Genomic DNA, 20,191 nt, shown 5'->3' with positions numbered 1-20,191 from the left:
AATTAGATAACTTTCATATTATACCACACATCCTCTTTAAAAGCGTTACGTTTTTCTGTAAACTGAAAGTATGACGTTAAAGGGGATGGAAATATGAAAAAATTGAATTGGCTCTTATTATTATTTGCATTCGCAGCAGTCTTCAGCATGATGCTGATCGGCGTATCAATCGCTGAGAAAAGCGCATGGGGCATCATCGGAAGCATTGTTCTCGTTATCGCCATGATGGGAAGCGGTTTCACCGTAAAGAAAAAAATGCGCGAACAGGGACTGCTTGATTAAAAGCATGACCCTTTGCAAAATTCGGTAAACATGGAAAGCACAATATCTCATGAAGCCTGAATCAAAGATTCAGGCTTTTTCACATGCTCAAAACAGGCTTTAGATGTAAGGCTTATCTCCCCCGCCGCCTAATCAGGAAGCCGGAAATGACAGCTCCCATTCTAGTTACATCAGCAGATTCCCTCAGAAGATGCAGTCTAAAATAGTCCGGCATCGTTATGCAGAAAATACCATACCTCCTATTTCAATTCCATCATTGTCTTTTTATACTTGTGGCTGTAAGCAAATACACATGACAAGGAGAGAACGAAATGAAAACATCTTTTTTGAAGAAAACCGCTGTAACTGCCGCCGCAACCGCCTCAGCCGCCTTGCTTGCATTCAGTCCGCTTGATTCTGCCGGCGCAAAAACGATCCAGGCAAATGAACCGCATATCCTGCAGGCTTCCGCAGAGAAAACACCGGAAGACGCGGCAAAACTCATTGACATCATCAGCCAATCGATTTACGAAAAAGACGGTGTCTATTATTTTGACAGCGAAAAAGCGGTGGAATTGGGATTAGATCAAGAACAAGCCCAGATCATTCAAAAGCTGTGGGACAGTTCAACCGAATTTTTAACCGTTCTTTCCCAATGTATTGAGAAAACGGACGGCGAATATACATTTAATAAAGAAAAAGCGGTGGAGCTCGGCTTTACGGAAAAAGAGGCCCTTATCGTTGATCAGCTGTTCACCGCTTTTTCCCAAAGTCTTCATATCCTTCAATCTGCGCTGATTGAAGAAGACGGTGAGTATACGTTTGATCAGGACCTTGCTGAAAAAGCAGGAGCAGGAAAAAAAGAAGCAAAGCTGTGTGCCGGATTCTTTAATTCACTGCCCCAGGAATTGCTTGAAGGCATTTATACAGCCTTTCATCCGGCTGAGTAAACGGATTAAAACGCCCGGTCATTCAGCCGGGCGTTTTTTTAAATCAGCAGTTTAAGGATCAGCATGATAAAGAAAACAGCGCCGAACAAACAGGCTGCTTTTATCAGCAGCTTCCCGTAATACCGTTCCTTAAACCGCCTTTCTTCTTCTGCGTAACAGGCTGGCGCCTTCATCTCAGGGCTGCCGAGGTCAAGCGGCTCCTTCATCATATGATATAAACTCCCGCACTTACCGCATGATTCAAGATGGCGGGAAATAAACCGCTCCGTTTCTGTTTCACAATCGCCTTCAATATATAAAGGGAGTAAATCTCTCACTAAACAGCAAGTCATATCTGTCCGTCCTTCCTTTTTTCCGCCAAGTGCTGTTTCAGCTGCATTCTCGCCCTGTACAGGGTGCTCTTCACCTTCGAAAGACTCCAGTCCAAAACATCTGCAATCTCTTCGTAAGACAGCTCTTGAAATATCTGTCGAAATGCTGAATAAAATGACTGAAAATCTCTGACATCTGAAACAATCCTTTTCGTTTATTAAGGCCTCACCCGTTTAGACAAACGGCTATAAAAAAAGTTTTACAGATCGGAACATTTTTCCCCTATCATTTTTCCCGACTTCATTTGTCATTTTTTTCAGAATAAATCGCATCATTCGACTCATGTCTGATTCAACACGTGCCTCTCGGCTTATCCCCCGATGCTGGCCGACGGAAGCCTTTCCGGGACGATTCTATCAATTCATCAGCGGAGTCTAGTTTTATATTGCAGAATGAGAGAATGCTGGTTTATTATAACAATATAAGTTTTCATTATTTTCAAAAAGGGGGATTTATTGTGGGTTTAGGTAAGAAATTGTCTGTTGCTGTCGCCGCTTCCTTTATGAGTTTAACCATCAGTCTTCCGGGTGTTCAGGCCGCTGAGAATCCTCAGCTTAAAGAAAACCTGACGAACTTTGTGCCGAAGCATTCTTTGGTGCAATCTGAATTGCCTTCAGTCAGTGACAAAGCAATCAAGCAATACTTGAAACAAAACGGCAAAGTCTTCAAAGGCAACCCTTCTGAGAGACTGAAGCTGATTGACCACACGACTGATGATCTCGGCTACAAGCATTTCCGTTATGTGCCTGTCGTTAACGGTGTGCCTGTGAAAGACTCACAAGTCATTATTCACGTCGATAAATCCAATAATGTCTATGCGATTAACGGTGAATTAAACAACGATGCTTCTGCCAAAACGGCAAACAGCAAAAAATTATCTGCAAATCAGGCGCTGGATCATGCTTTTAAAGCAATCGGCAAATCACCTGAAGCCGTCTCTAACGGCAACGTTGCAAACAAAAACAAAGCCGAGCTGAAAGCAGCGGCCACAAAAGACGGTAAATACCGCCTCGCCTATGATGTAACCATCCGCTACATCGAACCGGAACCAGCTAACTGGGAAGTAACCGTTGATGCGGAAACAGGGAAAGTCCTGAAAAAGCAAAACAAAGTGGAGCATGCCGCTGCAACCGGAACAGGTACGACTCTTAAAGGAAAAACGGTCTCATTAAATATTTCTTCTGAAAGCGGCAAATATGTAATGCGTGATCTTTCTAAACCTACCGGAACGCAAATTATTACGTACGATCTGCAAAACCGACAATATAACCTGCCGGGCACGCTCGTATCAAGCACTACAAACCAGTTCACAACTTCTTCTCAGCGCGCTGCCGTTGATGCGCATTACAATCTCGGCAAAGTGTACGATTATTTCTATCAGACGTTTAAACGCAATAGCTACGACAATAAAGGCGGCAAAATCGTATCTTCCGTTCATTACGGCAGCAAATACAATAACGCGGCCTGGATCGGCGACCAAATGATTTACGGTGACGGTGACGGCTCATTCTTCTCGCCTCTTTCCGGTTCAATGGACGTAACGGCCCATGAAATGACACACGGTGTTACACAGGAAACAGCCAACCTGAACTATGAAAATCAGCCGGGCGCTTTAAACGAATCCTTCTCTGATGTATTCGGATACTTCAATGATACTGAGGACTGGGATATCGGTGAAGATATTACGGTCAGCCAGCCGGCTCTCCGCAGTTTATCCAATCCGACAAAATACGGACAGCCCGACCATTACAAAAATTATCGAAACCTTCCGAACACTGATGCCGGCGACTACGGCGGCGTGCATACAAACAGCGGAATTCCGAACAAAGCCGCTTACAACACGATTACAAAAATCGGCGTGAAAAAAGCGGAGCAGATTTACTACCGTGCACTGACGGTATATCTCACTCCGTCATCAAGCTTTAAAGATGCAAAAGCAGCTTTGATTCAATCAGCGCGGGACCTTTACGGCTCTCAAGACGCTGCAAGCGTAGAAGCGGCCTGGAATGCGGTCGGCTTGTAAACAAGAAAAGAGACCGGATTTCTCCGGTCTCTTTTTTATATCTGAAACATTTCACAATGGCTTCACCATGATCATATATGTTTTTTCCCGATCGTCTTTTTCAAGCTTAAGCTGTTCAAAGCCGCATTGGCTTAAAAACAAAACCCATTCCTGCCTGTCCAGGGGAACGGCTGAAAACATCGCTTTATGCTCCCCTCTCAGCCGGCCCGCAATCTCTTCAATGACCGCGCGTCCGATTCCTTTCTCTTTTGCCTCCGGAGCGACGGCCACGGTTCCGAGCCACGGTTTTCCGTTTGAAGGCGCCCATTCCAAATGAAAACTGACGGCGGCAGGAGCGCCGTCAATCTCCCATACGAGCCACGTTCCATTGTACATGGAGTATGCAAGCATAAACTCCGCCGCATTTTTTGTTCCGAACTCTTCGCTTTTCCACACCGGGTGTGATGCCGCCAGCTGCTCCAGAAACCCGAGATCTTCTTCTTCAAAATCTCTACCTGTCAGCATGTAAATAGTCGTCAAAGATAATTTTATGTATTGCCGGATTGCCCGCAAGCACGCTGTGGTTGTCTAAAAACGTAAACGGTTCGCCGTCTGTGGTCGTGTAAATGCCCCCGACTTCGTTCAGCAGCACGCAGCCGGCAGCGTAATCCCACGGCGCGAGCCTCATCGTAATGTATGCGTCAATGCGGCCGGCCGCAACACTGGCCAGCTCAAGTGCCGCCGAACCGTAGGAACGCGTTCCTCTGACCCGTTTTACGAGCGGCGCCAAAATACTCGGGTCAATCCTTCTGTTTTCCGTCACCCATGTGGCATTGATTGCAATAATGGCTTCTTCAATGGAAGCTTCTTTTAAAGGAGCAAGCGGCGTATTGTTCAGATAAGCCCCTTTTCCGCTGAATGCGTGATACAGTTCGTCCTGCATCACATCATAAATTAAGCCGATTTTGCCTTTTCCGTCTTCAAAGATGCCGATGGAGATCGCGAAATGCCGCTTTTGATGGACAAAATTCATCGTTCCGTCAATCGGATCAATGATCCAGACGATTCCGTCAAGAGAGCGGAGCTTATCTCCCTGCCCTTCTTCTCCGAGAATCCGGTGTCCGGGAAAAGTTCCCTGTATACGGTCAATGAAAAAGCGTTCCGTCTCTTTATCAATATTTGTGACTAAATCATTCGGATTTGATTTTGTTTCAATCGTCAAGCTTTCCTGCATGGATTGTCTGATTCTCGTTCCGGCTTCTTTTACCCATTTTTTTGCGATATCATCAATTTCCGTCCAATTTGTCATACCGTGTACCTCTTTTCTATGTATAGCTTATTCTATAGCATACTGATAAAGGCGATGAAAAAGCAAGGAAAATGAAAAAAATGCCTTCTCACGTAAAAACGAACCATTTCCTGCGGTTCGTTTTTACTATTCTTTATCCGTTAAGCCGAATCCATTCTTTTCTGAGACGTTCTAGTTTTCTTTTACTGAGATCGATTTGATCTTCATTCTCTTTTTGCATGGCCTCATACAGGGTTGCCAATTCATAATCAACCTCTAGTCTCCAGACAGCTACACGGTTATTTTTTTCCTCCCTGAATCCTTCCTTCACCACTTGCCTCATTGTCTTTCGCCCCTTCCAGAGATCATTTGTTAAAAAAGCATCCCATTTTTCCAATTTATTAATGATACTTCTTATATCGTATGGAAACTTATATTCGGCTGTAACAACATTCTTAAAATTGTGTGTTTACCTATTCGTTTTTTACCCCAATCCTCTCGGCTCAAACGTTCTCAATGTTTTTGCGGCCGGCGGCGGCTGTGGTAAAATATGAATACTTACGATAAGGAGGAAAAAGATGACTCAGATGCGTTTTACAAAAGAAGACTTCGATACATTTACAATAGAAGGTTTAGATCCGCGCATGGAGGTGTTAAAAGAACAAGTCCGTCCGAAGCTGACCTTGTTAGGAGAGCATTTCGCACCGACATTGTCAGCATTGACAGGAGATGAAATGTTCCCGCATGTCGCCAAGCACGCGAGAAGATCTGTCAACCCGCCGGCTGACAGCTGGGTTGCCTTTGCCAACAGCAAACGCGGGTATAAGAAACTCCCTCACTTTCAGATCGGTTTATGGGACACCCATATGTTTGTATGGTTTGCCATCATTTATGAATCTCCGATAAAAGAGGAATACGGCAGATTGCTGGAAGCGAAGCAGGAGGACATCACAAAACAGATTCCCGGTCATTTTGTATGGTCGCCGGATCATACGAAGCCAGGTGCGTACAAGCAGTCCGACATGGATCAGGAGCAGCTGAAAACATTATTTGAACGCCTGCAGACAGTGAAAAAAGCAGAGCTTTTGTGCGGCATTCAGCTGCAAAAAGAAGACGTGATCAACATGAACAACAATGAATTCCTGCAAACCATTGAAGATGCTTTTAGGAAGCTTTCCTTTTTATACACACTGACTCAGAAAGTCTCATAACATAAAAAGCGGGCCGATTGCCGGCTCGCTTTGTCTACATTTTGATAATCGCTTGATCTGATTGTTTCGCCTGTTTCACAGTCCGATACGGGGAATAGGTGCTGTCAGCTTCAAATTGGCTGCAGATTTTCTTTTCTTCCGCTTTCCCGGGAACGATTTCTTTAAAGCGGCGGTACGCATTCAGAAGTCTGTCTCGGTCAACTCCTTTTTCATAGGCGTTTTCCACCTGCTGAAAAAAAGCAATGATATCCACAGCCTCCTCTGTCGTCCAGTCCTCATTCATCGGATATTGATATTCCAAATGTCTTCACTCCTTTATAATCATGCTCAAAATAAGCATCTTCCATAGATCATAAATTGTTCTTTACTTTCTTTCAAGTTCATAATATAATTCATTTGTTTTACGTTTAAAAAACGGGTAATAAAACTGAATGTAATACAAACTAATCCGTAGGTATTATGATAAAGGTGGGAAAACAATTGCCGCAACATGAAACACCCCTGTACAGCGGACTGAAAAAGCACGCGGACAGACAGCCTGTCCAATTCCACATTCCGGGCCATAAAAAAGGCGCGGGAATGGATCCGGAATTCAGACAATTTATCGGAGAAAACGCGTTAAGCATAGATTTAATTAATATCGAACCTCTGGATGATTTACATGCGCCAAAGGGCATCATTAAAGAAGCCCAGGATCTGGCCGCGGAAGCATTCGGCGCAGACCATACCTTCTTTTCCGTTCAAGGGACGAGCGGCGCCATTATGACGATGGTCATGGCCGTATGCGGACCCGGAGATAAAATCATCATCCCGAGAAACGTTCATAAATCCATTATGTCGGCCATTGTATTTTCCGGAGCGGTTCCGATTTTTATACACCCGGAAATTGACGATGAGCTCGGAATTTCTCACGGCATTACGCTTGAGTCCGCAGAGCGGGCTTTGACGGAGCACCCTGACGCAAAAGGCCTGCTTGTCATAAATCCGACGTACTTCGGTGTGGCAGCGGACTTGAGCAGCATTGTAAAGCTCGCGCATTCTTTCGATGTGCCTGTGCTTGTCGATGAAGCGCACGGCGTGCATATTCATTTTCATGATAAGCTTCCTCTGTCCGCCATGCAGGCGGGCGCTGATATGGCAGCCACAAGCGTGCACAAATTGGGAGGCTCCCTGACGCAGAGCTCCATTTTAAATGTGAGAGAAGGTCTTGTTTCCAAAGAAAGAGTACAGTCGATTTTAAGCATGCTGACGACAACGTCAACATCCTATCTGCTTCTCGCTTCACTGGATGTCGCAAGAAAACGCCTCGCTACAGAAGGCCGCGATCTTCTTGAAGATACGATTCTGCTGGCGGATCAGACACGGGAACGCCTCAATCAAATTGAAGGCATCCGCTGTGTCGGCGAAGAAATCACAGGGTCTAAAGCTGCCTTCAGTTATGATCCGACTAAATTAATCATTTCGGTCAAAAACCTCGGCCTGACGGGTCATGACGTTGAAAAATGGCTCCGCGAATCATATAATATCGAAGTCGAGCTGTCCGATTTGTATAATATTTTATGTATTTTCACCCCCGGAGACAGAGCAGGAGATGCCGACCGTCTTGTAAGCGCGCTTACAGACATTTCAAAACAGGCTTCCGCCAATGACTATGCTCATCAGCAAACCGAAGTTCTGCTTCCTGAAATTCCTCTGTTAGCGATGACGCCAAGAGACGCGTTTTACGCAAATACGGAAGTCATTCCGTTAAAAGAATCCGCGGGACGGATCATCGCAGAGTTTGTCATGGTGTACCCGCCGGGAATTCCGATCTTTATTCCGGGTGAGATCATTACTGAAGAAAATATCAGCTACATTTTTAAAAACTTGGACGCCGGCCTTCCTGTGCAGGGTCCCGAAGATGCAACGCTTGAAATGATCAGAGTCATCAAAGAGCAAAAAGCCATCCAATAAATATAAAGAAGCCCGAAACGAAATTGTTTCGGGCCTTTTTACGCTTTTTACTCTTCTTCAAGATGACACTGGCATTGTCCGCAGCATGTTCCGTATAACGTCGTGACCTTCTCATCCTCAAAGTAATGAATCGCTTCGTTACAGTCTTGGCAAACAATTGTACCCATCTGTCATTCCCCATTTCTCAGAATTTGAAAACGCTTAATTTTTACTTGTTGTTATTATATTATTATGTCACATTTAATATGTCAACTAATAAATTGTATAACACATTTATTTTTTACGGTCTTTTTATAGCTCGAGGGTCAATCACGGTATATCCTTTATGACGCAATCCTTTTACAATGTCCGGCATGGCTTCCGCCGTCCATTTGCGGTCATGCATCAATATGTTGGCCCCGTCCCGCAGATAAGGACTGCTCAGTGTGATATCGGTAAGCGCTTTTTTGGATTGATATTTCTGATCCCAATCATACCCGAAGGTCCAGTTCATTTTCACCATACCTTCTTTTTTTATAAGTCTGTCACTGTAGTCCGTATTGCTTCCGAAAGGCGCCCTGAAAAATGCGGGTTTCTCTCCTATTACCTTTTCAACCGCTTTATTGACGCCAATGATTTCTTCCCGTTGTTTTTGTTCGGAAAGATCTTTTAAGTTTTGATGAGTCATTGTATGATTTCCGATCATAAAACCTAACTCATGAATATGCTTAAGCGCTTTCTTATTTTCATCTTTTTTCAAAAAATGTCCGTTTACAAAAAAGATCGCTGACGCATTGAGATCATGCAGTTTGTCCGCAATCTCAGCGGCATGCTGATCAGGCGCGTCATCGATCGTTACCAATGCGATCGGTTTTTTCTCTTTCTGTTCATCCATTTTTTCCACAGAAAAACTTTTCGGATTGATATAGTAACGGGGCTCCGCCTTCTGTTTTTCCTCTTTTGTATGGTGGTTTTCCCGTTTGGCATGATTGGCCGCGGCTTGAGAATGGGGTTTGTTTGTTTGCATTTTTTCATTTGATTGGCAGCCGGCGAGTAAGCACATACATACGACGGCTGCAGCGGCTTTATACATGACAATCCCTCCTGATATGGTTTTGTCCCCAGTATAACGAAAAAACAGCGCTCTCACGAAAAACAATGTGCCTTTTTTACACATCGGCTGCGCAAGTTGTCACACGTATTATTTCTTCATTAAAAACGGTTTCAATTATATAACAATTCAGTAACAAGCCTTAGGTTTTTCACCTCTCGTGATACACTTGATATAGTCCTTATAAATGGATGAACCAAGATATTATATAAAACAGAGGAGTAAGATAGATGCGCTACCGTACGGTGATTCCCTTTTTTTTGATGCTGTTCGTTCTGTCAAGCTGTTCGGTTTCTACTGTCAGTCCATTCAAAAAAAACCGGATCGACAGCATTCATCACACTCAAATCTTGTTTTTTTCCGATGAAAATCATATAGATAAAGAAGTGCCTTATTACGATGCGATCCTTGATTTAGAAAAGAAATATCCCCATCATGTCGATCAAATGAAGGTTTATGACAACAGAAAGGGATGGGAAGAGGAAATCAACACGTTCCCTGCGCTGATGGTGATCAATCATCGGCATGTGGTCATGAAGATTGAGGGATCTGTAAAGAAAAAAGAGGATATCATCAAACCTATGCAGCATGTGCTTGCACAATAAAAACAGCCCCCGCTTTTACAAACGGGGGCTGTTTCTTTGTTACATTATTATTTTACGATATGGATCGGGCTTCCGATTGCTACTTCGGCAGCTTCCATAGTGATTTCGCCCAATGTCGGGTGAGCGTGAATTGTCATTGCGATATCTTCAGCAGTCATTCCGCCTTCGATCGCCAGGCTCAATTCAGAAATCATGTCAGAAGCGCTTGCGCCGGCAATTTGCGCACCGATTACAAGACCGTCTTCTTTACGAGTGATCAGCTTCATGAAGCCGTCAGTTTCGTTAAGAGACAGCGCACGTCCGTTCGCTGCAAACGGGAACTTAGCTGCAACGACTTCAATGCCTTCTTCTTTCGCCTGTGCTTCAGTGTAACCGACAGAAGCCAGTTCAGGCTCAGAGAATACAACCGCCGGAATACCGAGGTAATCGATTTCAGCCGGCTCTCCTGAAATAGCTTCCGCAGCGATTTTACCTTCGTAAGACGCTTTGTGAGCCAATGGAGGTCCGTCAATGATGTCACCGATTGCGTAAATGTTCGGTACGTTTGTGCGGCACTGCTTGTCTGTTTTAATGACACCGCGGTCAGTCATTTCGATACCGACTTGCTCAAGGCCGAGCTCATCAGTGTTCGGACGGCGTCCGACAGTGATTAATACGTAATCAGCATCAACCGTTTTTTCTTCGCCTTTTACTTCGAATGTAACTGTTACGCCGTCAGGTCTTTCCTCAACGCCTTTAGCCATGGCGCTTGTATGGATTTCAACGTTGCCTTTTTTCTTCAGTCTGCGGGTAACGAGAGAACTCATTTGTTTTTCGAAGCCAGGAAGAATTTCATCTCCGCCTTCTAAAATAACCAATTCAGTTCCGAAGTTCGCATACGCTGTACCAAGCTCAGTACCGATATATCCGCCGCCGATAACAACGAGCTTTTTCGGAATTTCTTTAAGCGCAAGTGCGCCTGTAGAGTTCAGAACGCGTTCGCTATATTTGAAGTTTGGCAATTCGATAGGGCGAGAACCGGTAGCAATGATTGCGTTTTTAAATGTGTATGTTTGCGCAGAGTTCTCATCCATTACACGGACAGAGTTGCTGTCTACGAAATAAGCTTCCCCTTTTATAACGTCCACTTTATTTCCTTTTAAAAGACCTGCAACACCGCCGGTAAGCTTATTTACAACAGAAGCTTTCCATTCTTGGACTTTTGTAAAGTCAACTGTTACGTTCTCAGCAGTGATTCCCATGTCATCTGAATGTTTTGCATTCTCGTAACGATGGCCTGCATTGATGAGCGCTTTTGAAGGAATACAGCCGACGTTCAGACAAACGCCTCCAAGAGTTGCTTTTTCAACGACTGTTACTTTTTGTCCAAGCTGAGCAGCGCGGATGGCAGCTACATAGCCGCCAGGTCCCGCACCAATCACAAGAGTATCTGTTTCAATAGGGAAATCTCCTACTACCATAACATTACGCCTCCATTAAAATAAGTTGTGGATCGTTCAGTAAACGCTTGATGTGGTTTAACGCATTTTGTGCAGTTGCTCCGTCAATCATACGGTGGTCAAAGCTGAGAGAAAGAGCTAAGACAGGAGCAGCTACAATTTCACCGTCACGGACGATCGCTTTTTCAGCAATACGGCCGATACCGAGAATCGCAACCTCTGGGTGGTTGATAACCGGTGTGAACCATTGGCCTCCGGCAGAACCGATATTTGTGATCGTGCAAGAAGCGCCTTTCATTTCCGCAGGTGCAAGCTTGCCTTCACGCGCTTTTGTAGCAAGGCTGTTGATTTCATCAGAGATTTCGAAAACGGCTTTACGGTCGGCATTTTTCACTACCGGCACAAGCAGGCCTTTTTCGGTATCCGCTGCAATTCCGATGTTGAAGTAATGTTTTTGGATCACTTCATCTGTTTTATCATCAATAGATGTGTTTAAAACAGGGAATTTTTTCAAAGCGGATGTTAATGCTTTGACGACGTAAGGCAGATAAGTCAGCTTGATGCCTTGATCAGCAGCAACTTGTTTGAACTGTTTGCGGTGAGCAACAAGATTTGTTACGTCAACTTCATCCATAAGAGTTACGTGCGGTGCAGTATGCTTAGAGTTCACCATTGCTTTCGCGATCGCTTTACGGATACCGCTCATTTTTTCGCGTGTTTCAGGGAATTCGCCTTCAGGAGCCTGAGCCGCTGCAGGTTTAGCTGTTTCCTGAGGTGCAGCTGTTTCTTGCGGTGCCGCTTCTTGAGCCGCTCCTCCATTTGCAAAGCTGTCGATATCTTCTTTTACAACACGTCCGTTATTGCCTGAACCTGTTACTTTACGGATATCCACGCCTTTTTCACGGGCATATTTGCGTACGGAAGGCATCGCGATCACGCGTTTGTTCGGATCAGCTTCCGCTTGGTCCTGCTGTCCTGCGCCGGTTTCTTTTGCAGGCTCTTTAGGAGTCTCTTCTTTAGCGATATCCTGCCCTGCTTCAGCAGACGACTGAACTTGAGCTTCAGTTTTCGCATCTCCTGAATCATGGCTTCCTTTAAATTGAAGATCTTCGTAACCAGGTGCGTCAAACGTAATAATCGTTTGTCCAACAGTTGCAACTGTTCCCTCTTCAACTTTTAATTCTAATACTTTTCCTTTAACAGGTGAAGGAATTTCTACCACTGCTTTATCATTTTGCACTTCAGCCAGAACATCGTCTTCTTCTACCTCGTCGTTCGGCTTAACAAACCATTTTACGATTTCGCCTTCGTGGATACCTTCCCCGATATCCGGAAGTTTAAATTCAAATGCCACAGTTTTCGACCTCCTAGTTGATTAAGCAAATTTTAGTTATGCATTCGCAAGCATTGAACCTAGTAAACAGACTCCTTCATATAGAGAAAAGGACTCTCTTTACCGTCTTTTATGATGCCTGATTAAAATTCAAGAACTTTTTTCGCAGTTTCAAGAACGTCTTTATGGTTTGGAAGCCATACGCTCTCAGCAAGCGAGAAAGGAAATACTGTATCAGGCGCCGCAACACGCAGAACCGGAGCTTCCAGGCTCAGAATCGCGCGGTCATTGATTTCAGCTACAACGTTGGCAGCGATGCCGGCTTGTTTTTGAGCTTCTTGCACGACAATTGCGCGGCCTGTTTTTTCAACAGAAGCAATAATCGTATCAATATCAAGCGGACTTACAGTGCGAAGGTCGATAACTTCAGCAGAAACGCCTTCTTTTTCAAGCTCTTCAGCAGCCTTAAGCGACTCATGAACCATCGCGCCGTATGTGATGATAGAAAGGTCAGTACCTTCGCGTTTCACATCAGCTTTGCCAAGCTCGATTGTGTATTCCTCCTCAGGAACTTCCTGACGGAAAGAACGGTAAAGTTTCATATGCTCTAAGAAAACAACCGGATCATTGTCTCTGATAGAGGCAATCAGCAGTCCTTTTGCATCGTAAGGAGTGGAAGGGATAACAACTTTAATACCCGGCTGCTGAGCGATAAGGCCTTCCAAACTGTCAGCGTGAAGTTCAGGTGTATGAACCCCTCCGCCGAATGGAGAACGGATTGTCACCGGAGAAGTCCAGCGTCCGCCGGAACGGTAGCGGAGACGAGCCATTTGTCCTGAGATTGAATCCATTACTTCATATACGAATCCGAAGAATTGGATTTCCATAACAGGACGGTAATCTTGCAGGCCTAAACCGAGAGCGAGACCGCCGATACCGGATTCAGCAAGCGGCGTGTCAAATACGCGGTCCTCACCGAATTCTTTTTGAAGGCCTTCAGTTGCACGGAATACGCCTCCGGCAACGCCTACATCTTCCCCGAAAAGCAGAACGTTTTCATTGTTTTTCAGTTCTGTGCGTAACGCATCAGTGATCGCTTGAATCATTGTCATTTGCGCCATGGCTTACTTCGACTCCTTCGCTTTGTAAATTTCAAGTTGTTCTTTTAAGTTGAACGTCGGCTCTTCAAACATATTCTCAATCAGCTCTGTTACTTTCGGTTTTGATTCGCCGTCAGCCTTTTTGATAGCTTGTTTGATTTCTTCTTTGGCCTGTTCAATCACTTTGTTCTCTTCTTCTTCAGACCATAGTCCTTTGTTTTCCAAGAACTTGCGGAAACGTACGAGCGGGTCTTTTTGCTCCCATTCATTTTCTATTTCTTTCGTACGGTATTTAGTCGGATCGTCACCGGACATTGTATGAGGTCCGTAACGGAATGTAAGAGTTTCGATCAGAGTCGGACCTTCACCGTTAATTGCGCGCTGGCGTGCTTCTGCGGTTGCAGCGTAAACGGCAAGTGCATCCATTCCGTCTACTTGAACACCTGTAATACCGACGGCAACTGCTTTTTGGGCAATTGTCTGTGCGGATGATTGCTTTTCTACAGGAGTTGAAATCGCATAGCGGTTATTCTGAACAACGAAGATCGCTGGTGCTTTAAATGCTCCGGCAAAGTTCATTCCTTCATAGAAGTCACCTTGAGAAGCTCCGCCGTCACCAGTGTAAGTAATAGCTACCGCTTTTTTACCGCGCTTTTTAAGACCTAAAGCTACACCTGCGGTTTGGATAATTTGAGCACCGATAATAATTTGAGGTGATAAAGCATTTACTCCCTCAGGCATCTGATTACCTTTAAAATGGCCTCTTGAGAACAGGAATGCCTGATGTAAAGGAAGCCCGTGCCAAATCAGCTGAGGAACGTCACGATAACCCGGAAGGATAAAGTCGTCCTGTTCAAGCGCGAAGTGTGATGCAATTTGAGAAGCTTCCTGGCCCGCTGTCGGTGCATAGAAACCTAAACGTCCTTGACGGGAAAGAGAAATTGAACGCTGGTCTAAAATGCGGATATACACCATTCTTCTCATTAATTCCTTTAACTGATCATCTGAAAGATCAGGCATTGCGTCTTTATTTACGACTTCTCCTTCAGCATTTAAAATTTGGAACGTTTCAAACTGCTTATGAATAGCATCAAATTGTTTTTTGCTATCAACAATTGAAGTTTTTGTCTTTGCAGCCATTTTTTAAACCACCTCTTCTTTTGATTTAACAGGGTTAGGATACCGTTTAGCCATCCGTATTAAAAACAGTCTTATCATGCTCTGCAATTCTAAAATTAATCATTCAGAAATTCACATAGCGCTTAAGCAAAGATAATGACGTTTAAACTGTACTAATAAAAAAAGATTTTTTATTAGTACAATATGATCAACAACCATAGTTTACAGTAATTAAACAAAGCCGTCAATTATTTATAACCTTATTTTGAAACCGCTTATAAAACTTAAGATCATATTGCGCCAAACTGTACTATAAAAGACTTTAAACTGTATTATAAAAATGCTCTACTGTACTATAATTAAAAAAAATTGCAAAGAGTAAATTAAGTTATTTAACTTAGGGGCGGGCTTTGAAAAGATGCCGCGGGATAAAAACGGGCAGTTAGCAATCGTCCCGCCTGCCGAACAGACGGGACGATGCTTTTGTCTAATTATTCAATACCCGCCCACACGATATTCAGCGGCGTCAGCACGGCATGAGGATGAAACTCGGAAATCGGAGTGAAAAATACATACGTAAAATCTTCGGCTGGATCAGAAAACATGCCGCACCAACCCATTCCAAGATGTGAAAAGGTGCCTTCTGTCATGAAATAATGGTCACCGGCCGGCCACAAATTAACGCCTAAACCAAAGCCACCTTCCTCCCTGGGCGCTCCGAAGAAGTAAAAAGGAAGACCGGGCTTTATTTGATTTCTCAGCATGGCCTCGACTGTTTTTCTTCCAAGCAGCTTCTTATCTTTCAATCTGCCTTTATTTCTAAACATTTCAGCCAACTTCCAAATATCCCGCAACGAAGAGTACAGACCGCTTGTCGCTTTATTCGGAAAATACGGGTGATGACTTTTTTCCAGCTGTACGCACTCGTGTTCATTGATCACACAAACTTCTTCTTTTAAAGCATCAGGCACATAAAAATACGTTCTTTCTAATCCGAGCGCTTCAATAATATGCTTTGTTACATACTGTTCGTAGGATACGCCTGTTACTTTTGAAATAATGATGCCAAGTATAACAAAACCGGTTCTGGAATAGTTCCATGCTTCATCCACTCCGTACTCCAAAGGCGTACTGACCAGATAGTTTATCCATTCTTCCTCATTCGTTAAGTCAATGCCTTCAGCCTTTTGAATATCCAGCTCAAAACTTAATCCCGCCGTATGAGTCAAAAGGTGCAAAATTTTAATTTCTCCGAAACCCGGTTTATCAAACGCAGGCAAAATGAGCTTGACCGGCATTTTCAGATCGAGCAAACCTTTTTCGACGAGCTGCATGACGGCTACAGCGGTAAACACTTTTGTCAAAGAACCGATTTCTCTGATTGTATCAAGCTGAAATGTTTGCTTTTCGTTTTGTCCGCCGGTAAATTCCCCTAACGACTCAGCTGCAAAAACCTCACCTCCTCTTGACATCATATAACTCGCACATTGCAGATCTCCATTGTCTATCATTGTCTGATAATGGCTGTTAAGAGCGTTAATTTGTTTCATATCAAATGCCGGATTGCTTATTGTTTGTTTCATTGTTTTCTCCCCCTGTACTGTATGTATCGTTTTCATCCTTTACTTACCGATTTCTTGATGAATTCTGACACCGCTTTATTAAATTCTTCCGGATGTGTGATGTTCGGAAGATGCCCCGCTCCCTTAATTTTCTTTAATTCTGCATTGCTCAGCAGTTTCTGCAGCCTTTTTGTTTCTTTCTGATCAACTACGCTTTCCTTCTCACCCGTAAGGATAAGCGTTCTTGTATGAATGTCTTTTAAAAAGCCGGTTGTAGAATAGCCTTCTTGTTGATGTATCTTCATAAAACGTTCAATAGAAGCATTTAAGAATTGATTACTGTATAAACTTTCATATTCATGCGACTTTCCTATAGCTATAAAATCATTTTTCAGTTTTTCCTCGACACTGCTTTCAGGGTCTTCTTCGTATTCGGTGTAACTTCCGGAAAGAATGAGTGTTTTTACTTTTTCAGGGTATTCATAGGCTATCCTCTGCCCTATCATGCCTCCCCAAGAAGCTGCCGCAATGTGGATCGGCCAAGCAATCCCTATCTCGTTCAGCACTTCGATAAAAGTCTGAGCCAGCCCGCTCAGTGTAAAATCGGCGCTCCCCTCACTCAGCCCGTAACCCGGTGTGTGTATGACAATTACATTAAATTGATCTGCCCATTCCTTCATTTGTTCTTTCCACATGTAAGCAGTGGTAGCAAAACCGCAAATCAGTAAAATTGTTTCGCCCTTACCGCTCATCAATATCTCCATATGCCGGGCATTTTCTGTGTTTGCCAGAAAATGAACGGTTTCCGTTTCTTCTGTCTGGTAAAAAGCGATGAGTTTTTTTGCGGCATCGCTTTGATTGTGCTGAAGGGCTCCTTTCTTCAGTCTGCTCCAATAATGCAAATAATCGTCGAGATGACGATTGGAAGCCGTGCCGAGTATCCGGAAAGGACTTTCAGCTTCCGTAACGATTGACGAAGCATCAAAATCGGCTGCAATCGCTGAATCTCTTACCAGAGGCGGTGCTGAACGGGCGGATAACGGCTTGAAATCGTTTTGTATTTTTTCTTTTTCTCCGTATAACACGATCAGCTGGTGGCCTTGGCCGAGAAGCGAGTGTTCAAAAGCTTTGATTCCGGCAGTATTTTCTAATGGGTGAAGTCCGTACTCCCTTTTCATAATATCTTGGATGCCGGGATCAACTGACATGCCTCCGTCTTTCCAGAAAGGCCAATTTACAGCGATGGTTTTTCCTGATCTTCCCCCCGCCTTTCTCATACATTCCCTCCACTCGGCAAAATGCTCCAGAAAACGATTGGCGTAGGCATAATCGGCTTGACCCAGACTTCCGATTTCTGAGGAGATGGAAGAAAACAAAACAAAAAAGTCTAAAGGCATATCTCTGAGCGCTTCATCCAAATGAATCACACCATTGACCTTTGATTGCAGCACCGCTTGAGCTTCCGCGTCTGTTTTGTTCATAATGAGAGAGTCTTTTAACACGCCTGCACTGTAAATGACCCCGTTGATTTCGGAATAATCAGCACGAATTTTTTCCGCTAACTTGATGACCTGCTGCTTATCTGACATGTCAGCCTGGATATAAGAAATGCTTGCCCCGTCATATCGGATGCTGTCTAATTTTTCTTCCATGTCTGCTGTCATTTTCGATCGCCCGGCAATGATAACGCTGGCTCCGTGATTTGCATAAAGAAACGCTGAAATAATCCAGCCGATGCCGCTTAACCCTCCGATGATGAGATACACCCCGTTTTTTGCAAACTTTGCGGCCTTTTGTCCTGTTTGCAGCGAAGCGTCTCTATATGCTGTCACCCACCTTTTTTGATCGCCGTCATATTTCACAGCCCGATGATGTCCGGCACTTAATTCATTGAGAAGCAAAGGTGCTTTTTCAATGGTTTGTCTTGAAGAAATCTCAACCGTTTTACACTTTATATTCGGCTGCTCCGCATTCAGCGTTTTAAAAAAGCCTCCAATCGCGGCGTAAACCGGATTTGTATATTGATCCTTGTCATGTACGTACAGAATGTTGATGTTTTCTTTTGTTTTTTGACGGATCAAAGCTTTACTTAAATAAAGGATTGAATAAAAGCTGTGAGTCAGGTCTAACGCCGCTTCAGTATAAGCTTTTTTTGACAGGTAATGAATGATTGACGCCGGAAACGCTCCGGACTTTTTCATATCATCTAACAGTCTGGTGTAATGAGCAGACTGCTCCGGGTTAAATTTATAATGCTTTTCATTTACCATTTCATATTCAGCGGCGGCTTCCGCATAAATAACATTTTCACTGCCGATGCACTTACGGATTTCATCACTCAATGAACTGTCGAAATCGAAAATCAATGTATTTTCCTTAGGTACTTCTCCGGACTTTAATGGCGACTCAATCCATTCTTTTTGTAAATACAAAGATTCAAGCATCGGCTTTTCAGACGGCTCTTTCGTTTGCGTTTTTTCTTTAAAAGCTGCAGCCGGTGTATTACGCACATCATATTTTTCTTCTAAATAAGCCGCTAAATCATGAATATTGTTATAATCAAAAAGCAATGTCGGATACAATTGTGTATCCAATCTTTCCTCGAGCATTTTCGATATATGCAGCAGCTGTTTTGAGTCAAGACCCAGTTCGTAAAAAGATTGGTGTTTGTCCGCTTTATTTGGCGGTGTGTCTGTAACCTCTCCAATAATGGATGACAGCTCATCTGTTAATGTTTTTTGACTGTCTTGGTGCAAAACTGTATCAGAGATAGAGTCTGTAATGTCAGCTCCGTATTTCTCCTGCAGATATTCCGTCAATTCACCGATTGTGGAGTAATCAAATAATAAAGTCGGGTACAGCTTTGTATCTAACATCAGTTCTAATTTTTTGGATAAGTCTAATAATTGTTTAGAATCCAAGCCCATCTCGTAAAAGGAAATATCATTCTTCACTGTTTCAGCAGGTTTTTCAATCATGCCGGCTATCTCTTGGATCAAATTATTTCTGATCATTTCTTTATTGTTCGTTGCGCTGCCGACTTCTTTAGCTTTTTGGGAATGCTCCAGCCTTTGTATTGATTTTTCATTTCTGACTCTTTTCACACCGAATCGCTCATAATAAAAAGCAAGCTCTCCATCAGGCCTGTATACTTCTATGTCCGCATATAAAATGTCTTTAGAAGGCGGCTGCGTTATACTGTTTTTATCAATATACACAAAACAAGACCCAGTTGTTTTATGCAGTGCCCGGAATGTCTCAATATATATAGGGATAAACGCATTTGTTCCTTCATCCGGCAAGTCTGATGTAAGGATTCCCAACAAGCTGAGAGACCCATCCAAAAATGCGGGATGCATGTAAAAGTCATCTGTATATTCTTTTGAAAGTCCGCTTAAACTGACCTCTCCCAGAATATAATTTTCACCTTCATATACTGTACCTTCCAATTTCATAAAATCTTTATGAATCAGGCCGCCCCTGCGCAAATTACGATAGGCGGATTCAGCATCCGAAGTCCGGACGGCTCCTTTCTTTAATTCTTCGATTGAAATTGTCTTTTCGTTTATCGCATTTTTTCTTATGATTTCCGCCTGCAAGTTGACTGACGCTTCACCTTCCGCCTTTTCAGCGACCCATTTCCTGCTTGTTGTTTCAACAAGCCAGCCGTTTTCTTGTTCCGTAAACTGGAAGGTGACTTTTTTATCAAAATGGACTGACGTCGCAACAGGTTCACGGAATAAAACATGTTTGATTTCAAGACTTCGGGGGGATATCCCTTTCTCAGCTAAAAATCGTGTTATTAAATCCAGATACGTTACGCCGGGTATCGTACGCACTTGATGAAGGACATGGTCTGAAACAATATAATCGTCATGTTTGACTAATACGCTGAACCTCATGCAA

General features: G+C 43.6%; 19 protein-coding genes and 1 pseudogene. 6 read left to right on the top strand and 14 right to left on the bottom strand.

Annotated features, from left to right (window positions below; all coding sequences use genetic code 11):
- The first annotated feature begins 93 nt into the window (after window positions 1-93).
- The gene (locus ACNFN4_RS15020) at window positions 94-282 is read left to right on the top strand and encodes a YlaF family protein (RefSeq protein WP_003154504.1); all 189 of its coding nucleotides are present in this window, start codon (window positions 94-96) and stop codon (window positions 280-282) included.
- A gap of 311 nt (window positions 283-593) precedes the next feature.
- Complete coding sequence (locus tag ACNFN4_RS15015) at window positions 594-1,211, top strand: hypothetical protein (RefSeq protein ID WP_014417656.1); 618 nt, start codon at window positions 594-596, stop codon at window positions 1,209-1,211.
- Between the two features lie 38 nt (window positions 1,212-1,249).
- Here the strand turns inward: ACNFN4_RS15015 and ACNFN4_RS15010 are convergent, their stop codons facing one another.
- Both ACNFN4_RS15010 and ACNFN4_RS15005 read right to left on the bottom strand, forming a co-directional pair.
- Window positions 1,250-1,543, bottom strand: coding sequence for an anti-sigma factor family protein (locus ACNFN4_RS15010; protein WP_007409673.1), 294 nt, complete (start codon window positions 1,541-1,543; stop codon window positions 1,250-1,252).
- Window positions 1,540-1,674, bottom strand: a pseudogene (locus tag ACNFN4_RS15005) (RNA polymerase sigma factor); the annotation flags it as partial. The gene ACNFN4_RS15010 and the pseudogene ACNFN4_RS15005, both read right to left, overlap by 4 nt.
- A 366-nt stretch (window positions 1,675-2,040) precedes the next feature.
- Between ACNFN4_RS15005 and ACNFN4_RS15000 the strand changes: the two are divergent.
- Window positions 2,041-3,606, top strand: a complete 1,566-nt coding sequence (locus ACNFN4_RS15000; protein ID WP_017417711.1) for a M4 family metallopeptidase — start codon at window positions 2,041-2,043, stop codon at window positions 3,604-3,606.
- Between the two features lie 51 nt (window positions 3,607-3,657).
- Here ACNFN4_RS15000 and ACNFN4_RS14995 read toward each other — a convergent pair whose 3' ends face one another.
- From ACNFN4_RS14995 to ACNFN4_RS14985, 3 genes are all read right to left on the bottom strand, one after another.
- Complete coding sequence (locus ACNFN4_RS14995; RefSeq protein ID WP_014417654.1) at window positions 3,658-4,110, bottom strand: GNAT family N-acetyltransferase; 453 nt, start codon at window positions 4,108-4,110, stop codon at window positions 3,658-3,660.
- Window positions 4,097-4,894: an inositol-1-monophosphatase gene (suhB, locus tag ACNFN4_RS14990; RefSeq protein ID WP_017417710.1), complete on the bottom strand. Its 798-nt coding sequence runs from the start codon at window positions 4,892-4,894 to the stop codon at window positions 4,097-4,099. Before suhB ends, ACNFN4_RS14995 begins: the two co-directional genes overlap by 14 nt.
- 133 nt (window positions 4,895-5,027) lie before the next feature.
- Window positions 5,028-5,216 (bottom strand): hypothetical protein, encoded by a 189-nt coding sequence (locus tag ACNFN4_RS14985; protein ID WP_003154513.1) that lies wholly within the window; start codon window positions 5,214-5,216, stop codon window positions 5,028-5,030.
- Window positions 5,217-5,451: 235 nt separating this feature from the next.
- On the opposite strand from ACNFN4_RS14985, the gene ACNFN4_RS14980 reads away from it, so the two are divergent.
- Entirely contained in the window at window positions 5,452-6,084 is a 633-nt protein-coding gene (locus ACNFN4_RS14980; protein WP_007409668.1) for a DUF1054 domain-containing protein, read from the top strand.
- Between the two features lie 34 nt (window positions 6,085-6,118).
- On the opposite strand, the gene ACNFN4_RS14975 is transcribed toward ACNFN4_RS14980, so the two are convergent.
- Window positions 6,119-6,385 carry a UPF0223 family protein gene (locus tag ACNFN4_RS14975; protein WP_448200285.1) on the bottom strand — a complete coding sequence of 89 codons (267 nt, stop codon included), beginning with the start codon at window positions 6,383-6,385 and terminating at the stop codon, window positions 6,119-6,121.
- 179 nt (window positions 6,386-6,564) lie between these two features.
- Here ACNFN4_RS14975 and ACNFN4_RS14970 point away from each other — a divergent pair, with 179 nt between their 5' ends.
- Window positions 6,565-8,037, top strand: coding sequence for an aminotransferase class I/II-fold pyridoxal phosphate-dependent enzyme (locus ACNFN4_RS14970; RefSeq protein ID WP_061861433.1), 1,473 nt, complete (start codon window positions 6,565-6,567; stop codon window positions 8,035-8,037).
- A 47-nt stretch (window positions 8,038-8,084) separates the two neighbouring features.
- Here ACNFN4_RS14970 and ACNFN4_RS14965 read toward each other — a convergent pair whose 3' ends face one another.
- Window positions 8,085-8,204, bottom strand: a complete 120-nt coding sequence (locus ACNFN4_RS14965) for a GapA-binding peptide SR1P (RefSeq protein ID WP_003154518.1) — start codon at window positions 8,202-8,204, stop codon at window positions 8,085-8,087.
- A gap of 113 nt (window positions 8,205-8,317) precedes the next feature.
- On the bottom strand, window positions 8,318-9,109 hold the full coding sequence (locus ACNFN4_RS14960) for a polysaccharide deacetylase family protein (protein WP_205160630.1): 792 nt from the start codon (window positions 9,107-9,109) through the stop codon (window positions 8,318-8,320).
- Between the two features lie 248 nt (window positions 9,110-9,357).
- Between ACNFN4_RS14960 and ACNFN4_RS14955 the strand changes: the two genes are divergently transcribed.
- Window positions 9,358-9,732 (top strand): hypothetical protein, encoded by a 375-nt coding sequence (locus ACNFN4_RS14955; RefSeq protein WP_014417650.1) that lies wholly within the window; start codon window positions 9,358-9,360, stop codon window positions 9,730-9,732.
- 47 nt (window positions 9,733-9,779) lie between these two features.
- On the opposite strand, the gene lpdA is transcribed toward ACNFN4_RS14955, so the two are convergent.
- The 6 genes from lpdA to ACNFN4_RS14925 form a co-directional block, all read right to left on the bottom strand.
- Window positions 9,780-11,192 carry a dihydrolipoyl dehydrogenase gene (gene lpdA / locus ACNFN4_RS14950; protein ID WP_007409663.1) on the bottom strand — a complete coding sequence of 471 codons (1,413 nt, stop codon included), beginning with the start codon at window positions 11,190-11,192 and terminating at the stop codon, window positions 9,780-9,782.
- Between the two features lie 4 nt (window positions 11,193-11,196).
- The gene (gene pdhC / locus ACNFN4_RS14945) at window positions 11,197-12,525 is read right to left on the bottom strand and encodes a pyruvate dehydrogenase complex dihydrolipoyllysine-residue acetyltransferase (protein WP_014417649.1); all 1,329 of its coding nucleotides are present in this window, start codon (window positions 12,523-12,525) and stop codon (window positions 11,197-11,199) included.
- Window positions 12,526-12,647: 122 nt separating this feature from the next.
- Window positions 12,648-13,625, bottom strand: coding sequence for a pyruvate dehydrogenase complex E1 component subunit beta (pdhB, locus tag ACNFN4_RS14940; protein WP_003154528.1), 978 nt, complete (start codon window positions 13,623-13,625; stop codon window positions 12,648-12,650).
- Window positions 13,626-13,628: 3 nt separating this feature from the next.
- On the bottom strand, window positions 13,629-14,744 hold the full coding sequence (gene pdhA, locus ACNFN4_RS14935; RefSeq protein WP_007611171.1) for a pyruvate dehydrogenase (acetyl-transferring) E1 component subunit alpha: 1,116 nt from the start codon (window positions 14,742-14,744) through the stop codon (window positions 13,629-13,631).
- A 470-nt stretch (window positions 14,745-15,214) separates the two neighbouring features.
- Window positions 15,215-16,306 carry a serine hydrolase domain-containing protein gene (locus ACNFN4_RS14930; RefSeq protein WP_014417648.1) on the bottom strand — a complete coding sequence of 364 codons (1,092 nt, stop codon included), beginning with the start codon at window positions 16,304-16,306 and terminating at the stop codon, window positions 15,215-15,217.
- 32 nt (window positions 16,307-16,338) lie between these two features.
- Window positions 16,339-20,187 carry an alpha/beta fold hydrolase gene (locus ACNFN4_RS14925; RefSeq protein ID WP_448200284.1) on the bottom strand — a complete coding sequence of 1,283 codons (3,849 nt, stop codon included), beginning with the start codon at window positions 20,185-20,187 and terminating at the stop codon, window positions 16,339-16,341.
- Between the last annotated feature and the right edge of the window lie 4 nt (window positions 20,188-20,191).

The sequence above is a fragment of the Bacillus sp. N1(2025) genome, assembly GCF_053470005.1.
This window is presented reverse-complemented; position numbering and strand designations above follow the sequence as displayed.

Bases quoted from the DNA above. Each gene is read 5' to 3' on its own strand.
- ACNFN4_RS15020 (WP_003154504.1), top strand. From the start codon at position 94: ATGAAAAAATTGAATTGGCTCTTATTATTATTTGCATTCGCAGCAGTC.
- ACNFN4_RS15015 (WP_014417656.1), top strand. From the start codon at position 594: ATGAAAACATCTTTTTTGAAGAAAACCGCTGTAACTGCCGCCGCAACC.
- ACNFN4_RS15010 (WP_007409673.1), bottom strand. From the start codon at position 1,543: ATGACTTGCTGTTTAGTGAGAGATTTACTCCCTTTATATATTGAAGGC.
- ACNFN4_RS14995 (WP_014417654.1), bottom strand. From the start codon at position 4,110: ATGCTGACAGGTAGAGATTTTGAAGAAGAAGATCTCGGGTTTCTGGAG.
- suhB (WP_017417710.1), bottom strand. From the start codon at position 4,894: ATGACAAATTGGACGGAAATTGATGATATCGCAAAAAAATGGGTAAAA.
- ACNFN4_RS14985 (WP_003154513.1), bottom strand. From the start codon at position 5,216: ATGAGGCAAGTGGTGAAGGAAGGATTCAGGGAGGAAAAAAATAACCGT.
- ACNFN4_RS14980 (WP_007409668.1), top strand. From the start codon at position 5,452: ATGACTCAGATGCGTTTTACAAAAGAAGACTTCGATACATTTACAATA.
- ACNFN4_RS14965 (WP_003154518.1), bottom strand. From the start codon at position 8,204: ATGGGTACAATTGTTTGCCAAGACTGTAACGAAGCGATTCATTACTTT.
- ACNFN4_RS14960 (WP_205160630.1), bottom strand. From the start codon at position 9,109: ATGTATAAAGCCGCTGCAGCCGTCGTATGTATGTGCTTACTCGCCGGC.
- ACNFN4_RS14955 (WP_014417650.1), top strand. From the start codon at position 9,358: ATGCGCTACCGTACGGTGATTCCCTTTTTTTTGATGCTGTTCGTTCTG.
- lpdA (WP_007409663.1), bottom strand. From the start codon at position 11,192: ATGGTAGTAGGAGATTTCCCTATTGAAACAGATACTCTTGTGATTGGT.
- pdhB (WP_003154528.1), bottom strand. From the start codon at position 13,625: ATGGCGCAAATGACAATGATTCAAGCGATCACTGATGCGTTACGCACA.
- pdhA (WP_007611171.1), bottom strand. From the start codon at position 14,744: ATGGCTGCAAAGACAAAAACTTCAATTGTTGATAGCAAAAAACAATTT.
- ACNFN4_RS14930 (WP_014417648.1), bottom strand. From the start codon at position 16,306: ATGAAACAAACAATAAGCAATCCGGCATTTGATATGAAACAAATTAAC.
- ACNFN4_RS14925 (WP_448200284.1), bottom strand. From the start codon at position 20,187: ATGAGGTTCAGCGTATTAGTCAAACATGACGATTATATTGTTTCAGAC.